5 protein-coding genes are annotated in these 16,886 nt (G+C 67.4%); 1 reads left to right on the top strand and 4 read right to left on the bottom strand.

The window, feature by feature from the left end; translation table 11 throughout:
- Positions 1–188 precede the first annotated feature (188 nt).
- Positions 189–10,379 (top strand): autotransporter-associated beta strand repeat-containing protein, encoded by a 10,191-nt coding sequence (locus LL962_RS13185; protein ID WP_228317227.1) that lies wholly within the window; start codon positions 189–191, stop codon positions 10,377–10,379.
- 130 nt (positions 10,380–10,509) lie between these two features.
- Here the strand turns inward: LL962_RS13185 and LL962_RS13180 are convergent, their stop codons facing one another.
- The 4 genes from LL962_RS13180 to LL962_RS13165 all read right to left on the bottom strand — a co-directional run bounded on the left by LL962_RS13180 (position 10,510) and on the right by LL962_RS13165 (position 16,734).
- Positions 10,510–13,278, bottom strand: coding sequence for a S8 family peptidase (locus LL962_RS13180; protein ID WP_228317226.1), 2,769 nt, complete (start codon positions 13,276–13,278; stop codon positions 10,510–10,512).
- A gap of 1,037 nt (positions 13,279–14,315) precedes the next feature.
- Positions 14,316–15,731: an ArnT family glycosyltransferase gene (locus LL962_RS13175; RefSeq protein WP_228317225.1), complete on the bottom strand. Its 1,416-nt coding sequence runs from the start codon at positions 15,729–15,731 to the stop codon at positions 14,316–14,318.
- Between the two features lie 47 nt (positions 15,732–15,778).
- Complete coding sequence (locus LL962_RS13170; RefSeq protein WP_228317224.1) at positions 15,779–16,477, bottom strand: hypothetical protein; 699 nt, start codon at positions 16,475–16,477, stop codon at positions 15,779–15,781.
- On the bottom strand, positions 16,474–16,734 hold the full coding sequence (locus LL962_RS13165) for a glycosyltransferase (protein ID WP_228317223.1): 261 nt from the start codon (positions 16,732–16,734) through the stop codon (positions 16,474–16,476). The genes LL962_RS13170 and LL962_RS13165 overlap by 4 nt, the downstream gene beginning before the upstream one ends.
- Between the last annotated feature and the right edge of the window lie 152 nt (positions 16,735–16,886).

The raw sequence follows: 16,886 nt of genomic DNA, 5'->3' as shown, positions 1-16,886 counted from the left end.
ATCACAGTTTCATTCATATCGATTCGATTATTAATTCTTCACCCTTTAACTGCGATTGGTATTAAAGCTCTTCCGTTGCCAAGGCGACAGAAGCGGGTTTTTGTCACCGATAAACTCCATCTCACTCCATTGCCAACACGGGCGAGCGCAACCGTGGATTGCGCGTTCCCGTCACAGGGGGAATCAGAATGAATCGTGCATTTGCGCTGGTCTGGAACGCTGCCATCGGCAATTGGGTCGTGACGCATGAATTGGTGCGGCGGCGCCGCAAATCCGGCGCCACCCGCAGGGCATTGCCGCAACTGATGATCCTGGCAGCCGGGGCGGCGGCTCCCGCACTGGCCTGGGGGGCCTGTACGCCGGCGATACCGGCAGCAGGGGCGACCGTGACCTGCACCGGGCTCGCCGGCGTCGGCAACAGCTTCGCCAGCAACGCGAATAATCTCACTGTCAATGTGGCGTCCGGCACGCAGATGACAGCCGGGCTGCTGGGCGGTACCAGCATCGCGCTCACCGGGACCAACGCCACCCTCAACAACAGCGGCACCATCGATCCATCGATCCTTGGCCTGCTGTCGGTGCTGGGCACCGGCGTCACCATGGGCAATGCCGGTTCCACCACGGTCACCGCGAACAATCTGGCCAGCGGCTCCATCTACGGCACCGGTGGCCTGCTCGGCGCCAATCTGCTCAATCTCGACGGCATGGCACTGGGCATGACCTCGGCCAGCAACGGCACCGTGCAGATCAACAATGCCGGCCTGATCAGCAGCAGGCCGCTGTTGAATCTGTCGGTGCTGGGCGCAGACACGCCGGTGATCGCGGTCAGCGGCGGCGGCACGGTCAATGCGATCAACACCGGCACCATCGAAGGTCGGGTCGCGTTCCAGAGTTCGGCTGCGGGCAATGCCTTCATCAATAGCGGCACCATCACCGGTAGCGTGTCGATGGGAGCGGGTAGCACCAATACCTTCACTGCGGTCACCGGTAGCAGCGTCAACAGCGGCGGCGGGCTCGCGCTGGAGTTGCTCGGCCCTGGTGGATTGCTGAGCTTTGCGCGCACCGGAGTCGTGGATGGCGGTGCGGGCGGAAGCAATACGCTGTTGCTGCAGAACTCCGCTAGCGGCACCGGCAGCGGGAGTGCGGGCACCGGCACGTTGAGTACCGATCAGTACATCAACTTCGGCACGTTACGCGTCAACAGCGGCACCTGGTCGCTTGCCGGCGCCAGCAATTTCGGCAGCAGTGCGCTCAATGGAGGCGTATTGCGCACCGCGACCCCCGCGCAGCTGGGATCTGCGATCTCCGCCAATGGTGGGGCGCTGGAGGCCACTGCCGCCGGTCTGACCCTGGCCCCGAGCGGCGGCATCACGCTGGGGGCGGGCGGATTGACGGTGCAGGGCACCAATGGCCTGACCATCGGCAGCACCATCACCGGTGCAGGCGGTTTGGTCAAGAGTGGAACCGGGGGGCTGACCCTGACCGGTACCAATGGTTTCAGTGGCGGGGTCACGCTGGGTGGCGGTACCGTGACGGCGGGCAACAGCGCCGCACTGGGCACGGGCACGGTGACCGCCGCCGGCGGCAGCTTGCTGGCCAGTGCCGCAGTGAACCTGCCGAATGCCTTCGTGCTCAACAGCGCACTCAGTGTCGGGGGATCCAATGCGGTGCGGCTCGGCGGCGCGATCAGCGGTAGCGGCACGCTGACCAAGGTCGGCACCGGCATGCTCACCCTGGGCGGCGCCAATACCTATCTCGGTGGCACTGTGCTCGGCGCCGGCACCACCATGCTCGAGAGCAGCGCCGCGCTCGGTACGGGTACGGTGACCGCTGCCGGCGGCGCGCTGGATAATGCCGTTCCGCTGTCGCTGGGCAATGCGTTCGCATTGACCAATCCCCTCGGCGTCGGTGCGAGCGGCAACGCACTCAGCCTGACCGGAACGCTCTCCGGTGCCGGCGGCCTCACCAAGACCGGCACCGGTGTGCTGACATTGGCTGGCAACAACACCTACCTCGGTGGCACGACGCTGGCGGCAGGGACCCTGGAGCTGGGCAGCAATGTCGCGTTGGGCAGCGGCGCGCTCAACGTCACCGGCGCAGCCAACCTCAGCAGCAGTGCGCCACTGGTACTGGGTAACGCCATCACGTTGTCGGCGCCGTTGAACTGGACCGGCACGCAGGCCATGACCCTGGCGGGCACCATCGATGGCAACGGCGCGCTGCTCAAGAGCGGCGCAGGCGATCTCACCCTGAGCAATAGCAACGCCTACACGGGTGGGACGACGTTGAGCGCCGGACGTCTGGTGGTCGGTTCGGCCTCTGCGTTGGGTACCGGTACCCTGACCGCCAGCGGCGGTGTCCTCGATGCGAATGCGGCAACCAGCGTGGGCAATACGCTGGCGCTCACCGGTACGCTGGGCGTGGGCAGCAATGGCACCGCGCTGACGCTGGCCGGCACCATCGCCGGGACAGGCGGTTTGAACAAGCTCGGCGCCGGCACGCTTGCATTGATCGGCTTGAACACCTATGCCGGCGGCACCACGCTCACTGCCGGCACCTTGCAGGTCGCCACCGGTGCCGCGCTCGGTAGCGGCGGATTGACCGTCACCGGCAATGCCAATCTGCAGGCATCTGCACCTACTACCTTGAGCAATGCGATCGCAGTGAACAGCGGCGCATTGACGCTCGATGGCGCGCAGGCACTGACGCTGAGCGGGGCGATCGGCGGCGCAGGCAGCCTGGTCAAGTCCGGTAGCGGCGATCTCACGCTCAGCGGCAACAACCTGTTCGGCGGAGGCACCACCCTGAGTGCCGGCAAGCTCAACATCGCCAGCGATACCGCGCTCGGCGTCGGTGCGCTCAGCGCTGCTACCGGCACCACGCTGGACACGCTTGCGGTGAGCACGCTTGTCAATGCGATCGCATTGACCGGCCTGGTCAACATCGGTGGCAGCGCCGCATTGACCCTCACCGGCGACATCGCCGGGGCCGGTGGCCTGGACAAGCTCGGTGCCGCCAGCCTGACCCTGAGCGGCAACAACAGTTACGCAGGCGGCACGCGGCTGAGCGCGGGCAGTCTGGTACTGGGAAGCGATACCGCGTTGGGAAGCGGCACCCTGACCGCTGCCGGCGGGCTGCTCGACAGCACCACCACGCGTACCCTCGCCAACGATGTCGTGCTGGCCGCGGACCTGCAACTGGGCGGCAGCCAGGACCTCGCACTGACCGGCGTGATCGGCGGAAGCGCCGGCCTGGTCAAGAACGGCGGCGCGGCCTTGACGCTGAGCGGCGCCAATACCTTCGCCGGCGGCGTGGATCTCAATGCCGGTGCCTTGCTGGTCGGCAGCGGCACGGCATTGGGTAGCGGCGTGTTGACCGCCGCCGATGGCACGCAGCTGCAGGCCACCGCCGCCACCGCGCTGGGCAACGACGTGGTGCTGAATGGCGCGCTGTCGCTGACCGGCAGCAACGCACTCGATCTCACCGGCAGCGTCAGCGGAACCGGCAGCCTGATCAAGCAGGGCGCCGGCGCGTTGACCCTGTCCGGCAGCAATCTCTACAGCGGCGGCACGTCGTTGAATGCGGGCGCCTTGATCGTCGGCAGCAATACCGCGCTCGGCACCGGGGCGCTCATCGCTGCCGGCGGCACCCAACTCAGCGCCGCGATCGCCGCGAGCTTGCAGAACGCAGTGACGCTCGACGGGGCCTTGTCCATCGATGGCCAGGATCTGGCGCTGAACGGCGTCATCGACGGCGCCGGAAGCCTGATCAAGAACGGAGCGCAGACGCTCACCCTCAACGGCAGCAACACCTGGTCCGGTGGCCTGCAGCTGCAGGCCGGCACCGTAGTGGTCGGCAGCGACACCGCCCTGGGCACCGGCACGCTGACTGCTGCGGGAGGCACGGCGCTGGATGCCACCACTGCAGTGACCTTGGACAACGCACTCACGCTGACCGGAGCATTGACGCTGCCCGGCACGCAGGACCTCGCACTGGGCGGCGTCATCAGCGGCGCCGGCAGTCTCGACAAGCAAGGGGCTGCCACGCTGACCCTGGGCAATGCCAATACCTTCGACGGCGGCGTGACTCTGGATGGCGGACGCCTGGTGCTCGGCAATGCGACGGCAATGGGAACGGGCGCACTCGCGGTCGATGGCGCAGCCGAGCTGGAGACCACGGCCGCGCTTGGCGTCGCCAATACGCTGCAGTTGAACAGCCAGCTCACCCTGGTCGGCAGCAACGATCTGGCGTTGAACGGCGCGATCGGTGGCAGCGGTCGCCTGGTCAAGACCGGCACCGCCACGCTGTCACTCAACGCAGGCAACAGTTACAGCGGCGGCACCACGCTCGCTGCCGGCACGATCGCGGTCGGGGCCGATGCTGCGCTCGGCACCGGTACGCTGTCGGTGACCGGTGACTCGACCATGAGCAATGCGATCGCCGTGGCGTTGGGCAATGGCATCGACCTGGGAGCCGCGCTCACCGTGGACAACGCGGCGGACATGCTGGCAAGCGGCAGCATCGGCGGCGTGGGCGCGCTGACCAAGACCGGCCTGGGTACCTTGACGCTGACCGGGAGCAACACCTACACCGGCCCGCTGGCGATCCAGGGCGGAACCCTGGTCGCCAGTACCGCGGCGGCGCTGGGCGCTCCCGGTACCGTGGATGTCGCGGCGGGCGCCACCTTGGACCTGAGCAGCGGAGGGCTGATCGGTGCGCTCACGGGCGCCGGCAGCGTCGACACCGCTGCCGGGGCGACCCTGCAACTGGGCGGCGGCGATTTCGCCGGTGCACTGGGAGGCGGCGCGCTCGACAAGATCGGCACCGGCACCCTGCGCCTGCTCGGCACCAGCGTGATCGGCGGCGGCACGCAGGTGAGCGGCGGCACCCTGGATGTCGTCGGCAGCCTGGGCACCAGCGCAGTGAACGTTGCGCTGGGCGGCACCCTCACCGGCAGCGGCAGCAACGGGAGCATCGCCAGCGGCGCCACCATCGGCGATGGGGGGCGGCTGGCGTTGACCAGTGGCAGCTCGCTCAGTGTCGCCGGGCTGACCCTGGCGCCGGGCGCATCGCTGGACGTGGCGCTCGCTGCGCCCAGCGCCACCCGGCTGCTCGCGGTCAATGGCGACCTGATCCTGGACGGGACGCTCAACATCACCGATATCGGCGGCTTCGGAACCGGCGTCTATCGGCTGATGGACTACACCGGCGCGCTGACCGACAACGGCGTGTTGTTCGGCATCATTCCCGGCAGCATCGACATCAGCCAGCTGGCGCTGCAGACCGCGATCGGCCAGCAGATCAATCTGGTGGTCACCGCACCGGGCAGCATCGTGCAGTTCTGGGACGGCGTGCAGACCACCGCCAACGGCAGTGTCGACGGTGGCGCTGGCACATGGGGTGCGGCGACCAACTGGACCAGCCAGGATGGTTCGACCAACAGCACCTGGCAAGGCGATTTCGCGGTGTTCTCCGGCACCGCTGGCAGCGTGGGCGTGCAGGGCACGCAGAATGTCGGCGGCCTGCAGTTCGTCAGCGATGGCTATCAGCTCACCGATGCCGGCGGCGGTGCGCTGGCGGTGAGCGCACCGCTCACGGCGGTGCGTGTGGATCCCGGCGCCAACGCCGCGATCGATGTCGCCATCACCGGAACCGGCGGCCTGCAGAAGCTCGACACCGGCACCCTGCGGCTCGGCGCGGCCAACACCTATGCCGGCGGTACCACGCTCAGCGCCGGCACCCTGGTACTCGGCGATGTGCAGGCACTTGGCAGCGGCGCGCTGACCGCCGCTACCGGCACCGCGCTCGACAGCACGCAGGCGTTGGCGGTCGGCAATGCCGTGGTGCTCGATGGCGCATTGAGCGTGCTCGGCAGCAACGACCTGGGCCTGTCCGGATCCATCGGCGGGACGGGTAGTCTGATCAAGAACGGCGCCGCCACGCTCACCCTGGATGGCAACAACAGCTATGCCGGCGGCAGCGTGTTGAACGCCGGCACCCTGGCGCTGGGCAGCAATACGGCCCTGGGCACCGGCAGCCTGTCGGTGCTGGGCGATGCCAGCTTGAGCAACGCGATCGCGTTGGCGCTGGGCAACAGCATCGATCTCGGTGCGGCGCTGAACATCGCCAGCGCTGCGGATCTGACCCTGACCGGCACGCTCAGTGGCGCCGGTGCGCTGACCAAGACCGGGGCCGGCGGCCTGACCCTGGCCGGTGCCAATACCTTCAGTGGTCCGGTGTCGGTGCAGGCCGGCGTGCTCGCCACGTCGGCCACCGGCACGCTGGGCAGCGCCAGCACGGTGGAGGTGGCCGCCGGTGCCGGGCTGTCGCTGGGCAGCGATACGAGCCTGAGCGCAGTGACCGGGCAAGGCACTGTCGCGATCGGCGCCGGCAATACGCTGCAGCTCGGTGGCGACAACAGCGATCGCAGTTTCGCCGGCAGCTTCAGCGACGCGGGCAATCTGGAAAAGCTGGGCAGCGGCAGCTTGCAATTGACCGGCACCAGCACGCTGGGCGGCAGCACCCGGATCATCGGTGGCACGCTGGACGTGGACGGCACGCTGGCCAGTGCTGGCGGCCTGAGCGTGGGAGCGGGCGGCACCCTGAGCGGTGGCGGGGTGGCCGATGCCGCTGTCGCCGTCAACGATGGCGGACGCCTGGTGGTGAGCAGCGGCGCGTTGCTGACCACCGGCAGCCTGAGCATGGCGCCCAATGCCACACTCGACGCCTTCCTGGGCATTCCCGGCCAGACCGGGGTGCTGGCGGTCAACGGCGATCTGACCCTGGACGGCACGCTCAACATCACCGATGTCGGCGGGTTCGGCAGCGGCGTCTACCGCCTGATCGACTACAGCGGCACCCTGACCGACAACGGCCTGGGATTGGGCACGCTTCCCGGCAGCGTGGACCCGTCCCAGCTGAGCCTGCAGACCGCGCTGGCCCAGCAGGTCAACGTGGTGGTGCTCTCGCCCGGCAGTAACGTGCAGTTCTGGGATGGTGCGCAGACCGTTGCCAATGGCGGCATCGATGGCGGCAGCGGGACTTGGACGGCGGGGGGAACTAACTGGACCTCGATCGACGGTGCGACCAACAGCGATTGGCAGAGTGGATTCGCGGTCTTCGGCGGCACGGCCGGCACTGTCGATGTGCAGGGCACCCAGAGCATCGTCGGCATGCAGTTCCTCACCGATGGCTACGTCCTGAACGGTGGCGGCGCGCTGAGCGCCGATGCCGCCAACACCATCATCCGCGTCGACCCCGGCGTCACCGCCACCCTCGATGCCGCCATCACCGGCACCGGCGGCCTGCAGAAGCTCGATACCGGGACGCTGATACTCGGTGCCGCCAATACCTATGCCGGCGGCACGGCGCTGGCGGGCGGCAGCCTGATCCTCGGCGATGCGCAAGCGCTCGGCAGCGGCACGCTGACCGCCGCCGCCGGTACCGCGCTCGACAGCACGCAGGCGTTGGCGGTCGGCAACGCCGTGGTGCTCGATGGCGCAATGACCGCGCTGGGCAGCAACGACCTGAGCCTGTCCGGCCCCATCAGCGGGACGGGCAGTCTGATCAAGAACGGTGTCGCCACGCTCGCGCTTGGCGGTACCAACAGCTACACCGGAGGAACGGTGCTTGGCGCTGGCACGCTGCTGGTCGGCAGCGACAGCGCGCTGGGGACTGGCGCCTTGTCGGTGACCGGCGATGCGGTCCTCAGCAATGCGATCGCCACGGTCCTGGGTAACGCGGTCACGCTGGGCGCCACGCTCAGCGTGGCGACGCCCGCAGCGATGACGCTGAGCGGCGACATCGGTGGCAGCGGTGCGCTGCTCAAGACCGACACCGGCACCCTGACGCTGACAGGTACCAACAGCTACACCGGTGGCACCACGGTCGATGCCGGCACCCTGGCGGGCGATAGCGCGAGCCTGCAAGGCGCCATCGTCGATAACGCCACGCTGGTGTTCGATCAGGCGAGTGGTGGCGTGTTCACCGGTTCGATCACCGGCACCGGCAGCCTCGTGAAGGACGGCGCAGGCGCCCTGCGGCTCGATGGCGCCAATGGCTATACCGGCGGTACCAGCATCGTGGCCGGCAGTCTGATCGGCGATACCAGCAGTCTGCAGGGTGGCATCGTCAACAACGCCGCACTGGTGTTCGACCAGGCGAGCGGCGGTGTGTACGCGGGCACGATCAGCGGCACCGGCACGCTGGAAAAGAGCGGCGCCGGCGCACTGCAACTGACCGGTGCCAACAGCTATACCGGCGGTACCCTGGTCAGCGCCGGCAGCCTGATCGGCGACACCAGCAGCCTGCAAGGCGACGTGGTGGACAATGCCACGCTGGTATTCGACCAGGCCGCTGAAGGCACCTTCGCCGGCACCATCAGCGGCGTCGGCAACGTCGTGAAGCAGGGCGGCGGCGTGCTGACACTGGTCGGCGCCAACAGCTACAGCGGCGGCACCACGCTTGCCGCCGGCACCTTGCAAGGCAGCACCACCAGCCTGCAGGGCAATATCCTCAACAATGCCGTGCTGGTATTCGACCAGGCCGGAGATGGAACATTCGCCGGCAACATCGCCGGCAGCGGTGCACTGCTCAAGACCGGCACCGGTGCGGTCACGCTGGCTGGCACCAACACGTATCTGGGTGGCACCACCGTCGCCGCCGGCAACCTGATCGGCAATACCGGCAGCCTGCAGGGCGACATCACCAACAACGCCACGCTGACCTTTCTGCAGACCACCAACGGGACGTATTCGGGCCGGTTGTTCGGCGTCGGGCGTTTCGTCAAGAACGGGCTGGGCACCTTGCTGCTCACCGCCAACAGCAGCGGCTTCAGCGGGCCGACCGAGGTCAATGCGGGCACCTTGAGCATCGGCAATGCGGCCAGTCCGGGCGCCGCGCTCGGCGGGCCGGTCACGGTGGGGCCGGGCGGCACGCTCACCGGCAGCGGTACCGTCGGCAGCCTGAATCTCTCCGGTGGCAGCCTGCTGATCGGCGGCAGCAACGGCACGCTCAGCGTCGGTGGCGATGCCACCGTCGGCAACGGCTCCACCCTGCAGGTGACGCCGGGGGCGGACGGAGAGGTGACACCGTTGACGGTCGGTGGCGCAGCGGTCGTCGCGCCCGGCAGTACCCTGCAGGTGGTACGCGGTGCCGAATGGCCGCTGTTCACCGAGGTTCCGGTGATCAATGCCGCCGGTGGGGCGAGTGGGCAATTCAGCAACGTCGTATCCGACTACGCCTTCCTCGAACCGAACCTCGAAACCCGAGCCACCGGTCTGTCGATCTGGTTGGGGCGCAATACCGTGGCGATGATCGATACGGTGACCACGCCCAACCAGCAGGCCGCGGCATCGGCCGTGGAGGGCCTGCCCACCACCAGCCCGGTGTATCAATCGGTGGTCCGCCTGCCCGACGATCCGGCGGCGATCGTCACCGCCTTCGCCTCGCTGTCGGGCGAAAGCCACGCCAGCACCGCCACCGCACTGCTGGACAGCCGCTTTCTCGCCGGCGGTGTCGGCAACCATCTGCGCGGCGACAGCCAGGATGCCCGGATCGGCGACACCACGGTGTGGATCGCCGGGCGCAGCCTGCCCAACCGTGTCGATGGCGATGCCGCTACGCAGTCGGTGCGCCGCCAGGACAATGGCCTCATGGCCGGCGCCGAACGTCGCATCGGCGAACGCAGCACGATCGGTGTGGCGCTGGGCAATCAGGACATCGAGAGCTGGTCGCGGGAGTGGGGCGATCGCGCCGAGATCGATGGCACGCATGTCGGCGTCTATGGGCAGTTCGCCTGGTCGGCGTTCTCGCTGCAGGCCACCGTGGACTACGCCGACTACGAGGTGGAAAGCGCGCGTCGCGTCCTGCTACCTGGCGTGCTCGAAGAACGGCTTGTCGGCGACTACGATGCCACCGCGGTGACTGCATCGCTGGAGGCATCCTGGCAGTGGCGCAGCGGCGATGCGGTCTACAGCCCGTTCCTGGCTGCCGACTACACCCGGCTGAAGACCGATGGCTTCAGCGAACGTGGCGGAATCGCCGGACTCTCGGTCCGGGGCGCCACCGACGAATTCGTCACCGGCACCCTGGGCGTGCGCGGGCGCTGGGCCTTGAGCCAACCGGCATCCCTGTACGCGTCGCTGGGCTGGCGGCACGCCTTCGGGGATCGTGCCGTGCAGCGATCGGCGGGCTTCATCGGCACGCAGGCGCAGTTCGCGGTGCAGAGCGTCACCCTGGCCGAAAATGCGGCAGTCGGCGAGCTGGGGCTCAGCCTGATCACTTCGCCCAACAGCCGCATGTCGCTGTCCGTGCAGGGGCTCAACGGCGATGGCCAGACCGCCTATGGCGGGCAGCTGACCTGGGGCTGGAGCTTCTGAGCGCCGGCTGCGCGAGACGGCCAGGCCCCGGAACGCGCAAGCCCCGGCATGCCGGGGCTTGCGCTTGCTCGATTCGCCGCGCGTCAGTGACGTCGCGGCTCAATTGCTGCGGTCCGCCGCCGCGGTGCGGTCAGAACTGCCAGCGCAGGCCGAGGTTGGCGTTGATGCTGTCCGCGTCCGAACGGGCGCGTTCGGCACCGACGTTGCCATACACCGAAAACGCCGCATTGATCTGGTAGCGCACCCCCACCGAGGCGCGCAGCGCCTGCTTGGCGACAGGCTCGCCGGCCACGTTGAAGCGGGCCTCCGGCAATCCGGTGAACCAGGCGGTGAAGTCGGTGGACGGGTTACCCAACAGCGAGCGGTACGCCAGCAGGCCATCGAAATCCCACTGGCCGCGGGTCAGCTGGCCGCGTACGCCCGCTTCGGCGTATCCGGCGCGCAGGGTATCGCGGCCGGCGCTCAGTCCCAGGCCGGTGCGCGAGGTTTCCCCGAACGCGTCCTGGGTCTGGCTGACCACCCCGGCGGCGAGAAACGGCGACAGGCCTGCCTGCGGCATCAGACCGACTTCGGCGCGCAGCGACCAGTGGGTGTCGTGGCGGCGATTCTGCAGCCGTTCGCCGATGCTGCCCGCCTGCACATTGCGTTCGGTCTCCACATCGCTCATGCCGTACGAGCCGATGCCCGAAACGTAGGCCTGGCCGAGCGGTTGGTAGACATACGCGCTCATCGCATAGCGGTCCGCACGCAGGCGGCTGGCGGAGGCATCGATCTGCGCACGATCCTGGCCCGCGGTCACCGCCGCACCGACGATGGTGCCGGCGCCGCCCACCGGCAGATCCGCGCCAACGGTGGTGGCCTGCTGGGTGTAGTCGGCGGCGGCAAATCCGCTGCGGGTCAGGTCGCCATCCAGGTAGCTGCCCTGCATCCAGGTGGCCAGCGAGGTGGTGTCGGCGAGATAGGGCAGGCGATCGGCAGCGACCCGCGCGTCGTTGAGCGCGGACTGGAAGCCCAGCGTGCGTTCGATGCCATGCACCTGGCCGGCCAGGGTCGGCAGCGATGCGGCCACCTGTGCGTCGGAAGCGCCGATCAACGCACCGGTGGCGGTGATCAGCCCACCCAGGTTGTCGGTGTCGCCGGCGGCCACGCGGGTATCCAGTGCCTTGACCAGCGCATCGGCTTGCTTGGCGCCATTGACCACCGCCTGCGGCGCACCTGCCGCCTGCGCGCTGGCGGCGGAGGCATTGCGGGTCAGCGTGGCGGTCACCGAGGTGGGCGCGTAGCTGAGCGCAGCGGTCCAGAAGAAATTGTTGGCGTACTGCACGCGATCGAACGTGCCCAGCAGGGTTCCGGCGGTGACGATCCGTTCGCTGCCGCCGACGCTGTAGCCTGCCGCTTCGGGCAGCAACAGCAGGTTGCCCTTCAGACTGGCCTGGCCGGTCACGGTCAGCCCCTTGCCCAGTTCGATGGCCGTGGTACCGGTGGAATTGACCAGGCTGTAGCCGCCGTTGATCACGCCGCCGCGCGATTCGAACGTGGCGGAGTTGAGCACGATCACGTCCGAGCGCAGGCTGCCGCTCAGCGACAGCACACCGTCGCTGACGCTGGTGCCGCCGCTGTAGGTGTTGCTGCCGCTCAGGGTGAGCCGGCCGGCACCGTTCTTGGTGAGCCCGCCGGGACCGGAGATGGCATTGCTGAAGGTGCTGTCGTAGCCGGCACCGACATTGGCCGCCCAGTTGCTGGCGAACTGCGCCGGCCCCTTGATCGCCTTGGCCGCATTGACCAGGCCCCAGCCGTACAACACATCCACGCCGGGGGCGCCCAGATCGGTAGCGGTGGTCAGCAAGGTCTGCTGCAGGTTGGAGGCGCTCATCCAGGGGTAGACGCCCAGCACCTGCGCCGCAACGCCGCTGACGGCCGCAGTGGAGAACGAAGTGCCGGCGACCTGGCCTTGCAGTTCGGTGCCGGCCAGCGCCGGCGCGGTGAAGCTGCCCGGCGCCACCAGGCACCACTGCGCGGCCGCGCCGCAATGATTGGAATAGCTGGTCAGACCCGCCGGGTTGCCTGCGCTGTCGACGTTGATTGCGCCCACTGCCAGCCAGTTGTTGCGCACGCTGGTCTCCTGGACCGGCGTGGCCGCCGGGTAGGCCGCCTCGTCCGCGCCGGCGTTGCCGGTGGCGGCCACGATCAGTGCGTCGGCCTGGACCAGCGGCGTCAGCGCGAAACGCCAGGCCAGGGCCGCATTCGCGCTGCCGGCGGCGTCGGCATACGATGCCCCGATCGACAGGTTGGCGATACGCGTGCCGGCAGCGGCCAGGTCCACTGCGGCGCGGCGCGTCTGCTGGGTACCGCAGGAATTTTCGGCGCAGATGCGCGCATACAACAGGTCGGCATCCGGCGCGATGCCGCCGGCGAAGCCCTCCTGGTCCGAACCCACCACCAGCGCAGAGATCACCGTCCCGTGGCCACGCAACGCGTTGGAGGAAGACTCTGGCGTTCCGGGACTGGCGGTGTAGTCGGTGAAGCCATCGACCTTGCCGCTGAGCGGGGCATAGCTCGCGTAGAGATTGTCGTCGAGGACGGCCACCTTGACACCCTGGCCCTTGGCGCCGGCCTGCTGCGCCAGATCGGCATTGATCGGAACCAGCAGATTGCTGCCCACGCCTTGATAGCGGGCAGGCGCCGGAGCCGGGGTCGGCGTGGTCCTGGGCAGAGGATCGGAGGTGGTCCCCGGCGTCGTCGGGGGCGGCGTGGTGGGAGTGCTGGGAGCCGTCGGCGCCGGCCCGATCACGGTGCTCTGCGGCGGATCGTTACGCACATTGCCGCCACCGCCGCCGCCACCGCAGGCGGTCAGGACGAGGCAGGAAGCGATGGTGGTTGCAAGAAGCGAGCGATTCATGGGCAGGTGATTCCGTTGATCAGGCGCACAGCGCTGGTCCGCGCAATGGGTCCCGGCATCGGCGGTGCGCCGTCCGGGCGTTGGATGTCGTTGGTACGCACGTCGACAGCGGCAGATCCGTCCCCTCGGGTTGCCTCGGCTTGGCAACGTTATTGAACGCCGCCAGGTGTCGATCGCTTGCGGAATGTTTAACGGCACTGTCGCTCGACTCTGAAATATGAATGGACAGTTGTTATTCAGAGAGTTTCATGCACCGATAGGGCGTTTCGATTTAATCGATCATCAATCTCAATAAACTTTATTCAGCGATATCGCGTGTGAGTGAAAGAACAGCCGAACTCAAGCGGTATGCATCACTCTTTCAAACGGGCGGCTATCCTAAATGCGACTAAGCCCACATCACATAGGGGATTGCGTAGGCGATGTCGGTGCATTTCCGACAGCAGTCCGTGAAGTCCAGTTAGCTCTTCTGACAAGCTCTACCGGCCAGCCGCTGCTGTTCGCCGGACGTCGAAGTGGAGGGCGGAGATGGTAGATAACAGTGGCGTCCTACTGAAGGGTCACTGATTAACGGCAGCGTGCCTGGCTGTGCCGAATTCGTCGCTTGAGGCATGCTGATCGACATAAAACAGGCATGACCCTCTCATGAAATACATCGGACCACGTTTTTAATATATTCGATGAACATCGAATGCAGATCTTGATTTATATGCAAACGAAAACATGCTGGAATTCGTCGGAAATAGTCCAGTGGTGATTCTTGCCCGGTGCTGCAGCCCGATCCGCCCACGTCGACGGCAAGGCTCGTGGGCGGGAGCGTAGTGGTCTCGGGCCGAGGCACCGTCACCCATCCGACGGCGCTGCGGCCCCGCCGCGAGCCCGGTGAAGGGAGGTCACGTCGCTTCAGAAGCGCATGGCAGCGGCGCCCGATGACTGCCTATGTGCGGCCTATCCGACGCAGCTGGGGGCGGGCACGGCAGTGATCACCGGCTCGCGATCCGCTGACCAGCCTGCCTGCGCCAGGCAGCGCCTTGGCCTCAGGACGGCGGCGGTATCGTCCACCCGCTGGCGCCGGCGCTCTTGCGCAGCAGCAGGTAATCGTCGCGGTGGGGCCCGTCGACCAGCCCCAGCCGAGCGCGTAGCTGCGCGGGTAGGTGCACGAAGGCCGACCGCCGCATCACCACATAGCACACTGGGGTGCGGTCGAGATGGCGCTGCAATGCCTCCACATCATGCAGCTCGATCGCCGCGCCACCGGAATAGAACTGTGCCGAAGCTGGGCGTTGGCGGAAATAGACCAGCCCCACCTGGGTGCGCAGGTCGGCCTGGTAGGCAGCCATGACCCCCTTCTGCGACTTGGTGTCTGCCTGGGGGGCCAGCGCGAGCACCGCGAACAGCACCAGGGTCGGCGCGACCATCGCCAGCGCTTCGGGAACGCCAGCGCATGGTCGCCGCAGGCGTTGGCGCCATATCTCGGCGGTGAGCAGGCCGAAGCCGACCACCCCCGGCAGGACATAGGTGGGGAGGATGTTGCCAGCCAGGGTGAAGAACGCAGCAGGGGCCAGCATCCAGCACAGCAGATACAGCGTCCAGCCATCGCCAGCGTTGAAGGGCGTGAGCGGCAGGGTCGCCTTGCGCCGCAGGAGTTGCCACAGCAGCCACGGCGACCAGGGCAGGGTGGCGGCGAGGGCGTACAGCCAGATGGTTCCGCGCGCGAACGCATGTGCCGATCCGTACCGATCCCCCGTCCATCCGCTGACGGTGAACCGATAAACATGCTCGCCCAGCAGGAAGTAAGGCAAGAATCCCGGCGTCTGGCGCTCCGCCGCCCAGTACCAGGGCAGCACCAGCGCAGCGGTCAGCAGCAGGCCGCCCCGCCACGGCAGGCGCTCGCGCAGTTGCCGGACGCGGCCGGTGAGCAGGGCCCAGCCGAGGATCGGCGCGAGCGTCAGTACGGTGGCCACCGGGCCCTTGGCCAGCAGGCCGATCGCCAGGCCGAGAAAGAACAGGTAGCCCCAGCGGCCGGATCCTCCGGTGAGCCTCAGCCAGCACGCAACCATCGCAAGCGTGGTTCCCGCCACCATGGCCGGATCGGTCATGACCCCGCCGGCACTCACCAACATCAGCACGCAGCTCGCAACCACCAGGCTTGCGCGCAGCCCATGGTCCGCGCCGTGCCGCCTCGCCGCGACCAGATAGGCCAGCCAGCAGATCAGCACCCCCATCAGCAACGACGGCAGACGCGCCGCGAACTCGGTGACGCCGAGCAGCCGGTAGGAGATCGCCGTCAACCAGACCGACAGCGGCGGCTTACCCCAGAACGGCACGCCGTAATCGATCTGCGGAACGATCCACTGACCGGTTTCGAGCATTTTTCTGGCCATCTCGCCGTAGCGTGCTTCGGTGGTATCGGTCAATGGATACATACCCAGCGTCAGCAGGCGGATCAGCAACGTGGCCGCCAATGCTGCATACAGGCGTTGGCGCATGCCCGGCCACCTCATGGTGCCGCCCTTCCATCCGCTGCACGCCCACTGGCCTGGGTCGGGTGGAACTCGCTGACCAGATACAGCGGCCGATGCTTGGTTTCGATGAACATCCGGCCGAGGTACTCACCGAGAACGCCAAGGCACAACAGCTGCGCGCCGCCCAGCAGCATCAACGCCACCATCAGGCTCGGATAGCCATGCACGGTATCGCCGAGCAGCAGTGTCTTGATGACGACCACGCCTGCGTAAACGAATGCCAACAGCGCGCACAGCACACCGGCATAGCTGGCCACTTTCAACGGCGCGATGGTGAAGGACGTAATGCCTTCGAGCGCGAAGTTCCACAGCCGCCAATAATTCCACTTGCTGTGTCCGGCATGGCGGGGCGCGCGCCGGTAGGTGATCTGCAGCTTCGGATACCCGATCCACGCATACAGCCCTTTCGTGAAACGGTTGCACTCGCCGAGCTGGCGCATGCCGTCGATTGCACGGCGGCTAAGCAGCCGAAAATCGCCGACGTCGGGACTGATCGGCACCGTGCTCAGCCGCCCGATCACGCGATAGAACAGGTGCGCCGTGCCGCGTTTGAGTGCGGTCTCGCCGTCGCGCACGCTGCGCTTCATCTCCACCTGATCGTAGCCTTGTCGCCACGCCGCCACCATCTGCCCGATCAGCTCCGGCGGATCCTGCAGATCGGCATCGATGATCACCACGGCATCGCACGGACATGATCCAGGCCAGCCGCCATCGCGATCTCCTTGCCGAAATTGCGGCTCAGCGTCAGCACGCCGACCCGAGGATCCTCGCGACCGAGCTGCCTCAGAATGCTGGCGCTGCCATCGCCGCTGCCATCGTCGACATACAACAGCTCCACTTCCAGCCCGAGCGATTGCACGGCATGGCGCAATCGTTGGTGAAAAACGAGCAGACCGTCCTGCTCGTCATGGACCGGAATCAAGACCGACAACAGGGCCGCTGACCGCGGTGGCGGCAGACCATCGCAGGGAATGTCTCCGGGTTGCGCTGAAAGCCCGGGAATGCACTGCGAATCGAACGGCCGTGCGGAAGTTTGCGAGGAAAATTGAGAAAGCCGCGAAGCGGGATCCGGCATCGGTGAGC

This window comes from Xanthomonas sp. NCPPB 1067, assembly GCF_020783795.1.
Lineage (GTDB): Bacteria > Pseudomonadota > Gammaproteobacteria > Xanthomonadales > Xanthomonadaceae > Xanthomonas > Xanthomonas melonis.
The sequence above is the reverse complement of the archived record's forward strand: the minus strand, read 5'-3'. Positions and strand labels throughout refer to the sequence as shown.

Excerpts from the sequence above, each read along its gene's own strand:
- LL962_RS13185 (WP_228317227.1), top strand. The coding sequence starts at position 189 with ATGAATCGTGCATTTGCGCTGGTCTGGAACGCTGCCATCGGCAATTGG.
- LL962_RS13180 (WP_228317226.1), bottom strand. The coding sequence starts at position 13,278 with ATGAATCGCTCGCTTCTTGCAACCACCATCGCTTCCTGCCTCGTCCTG.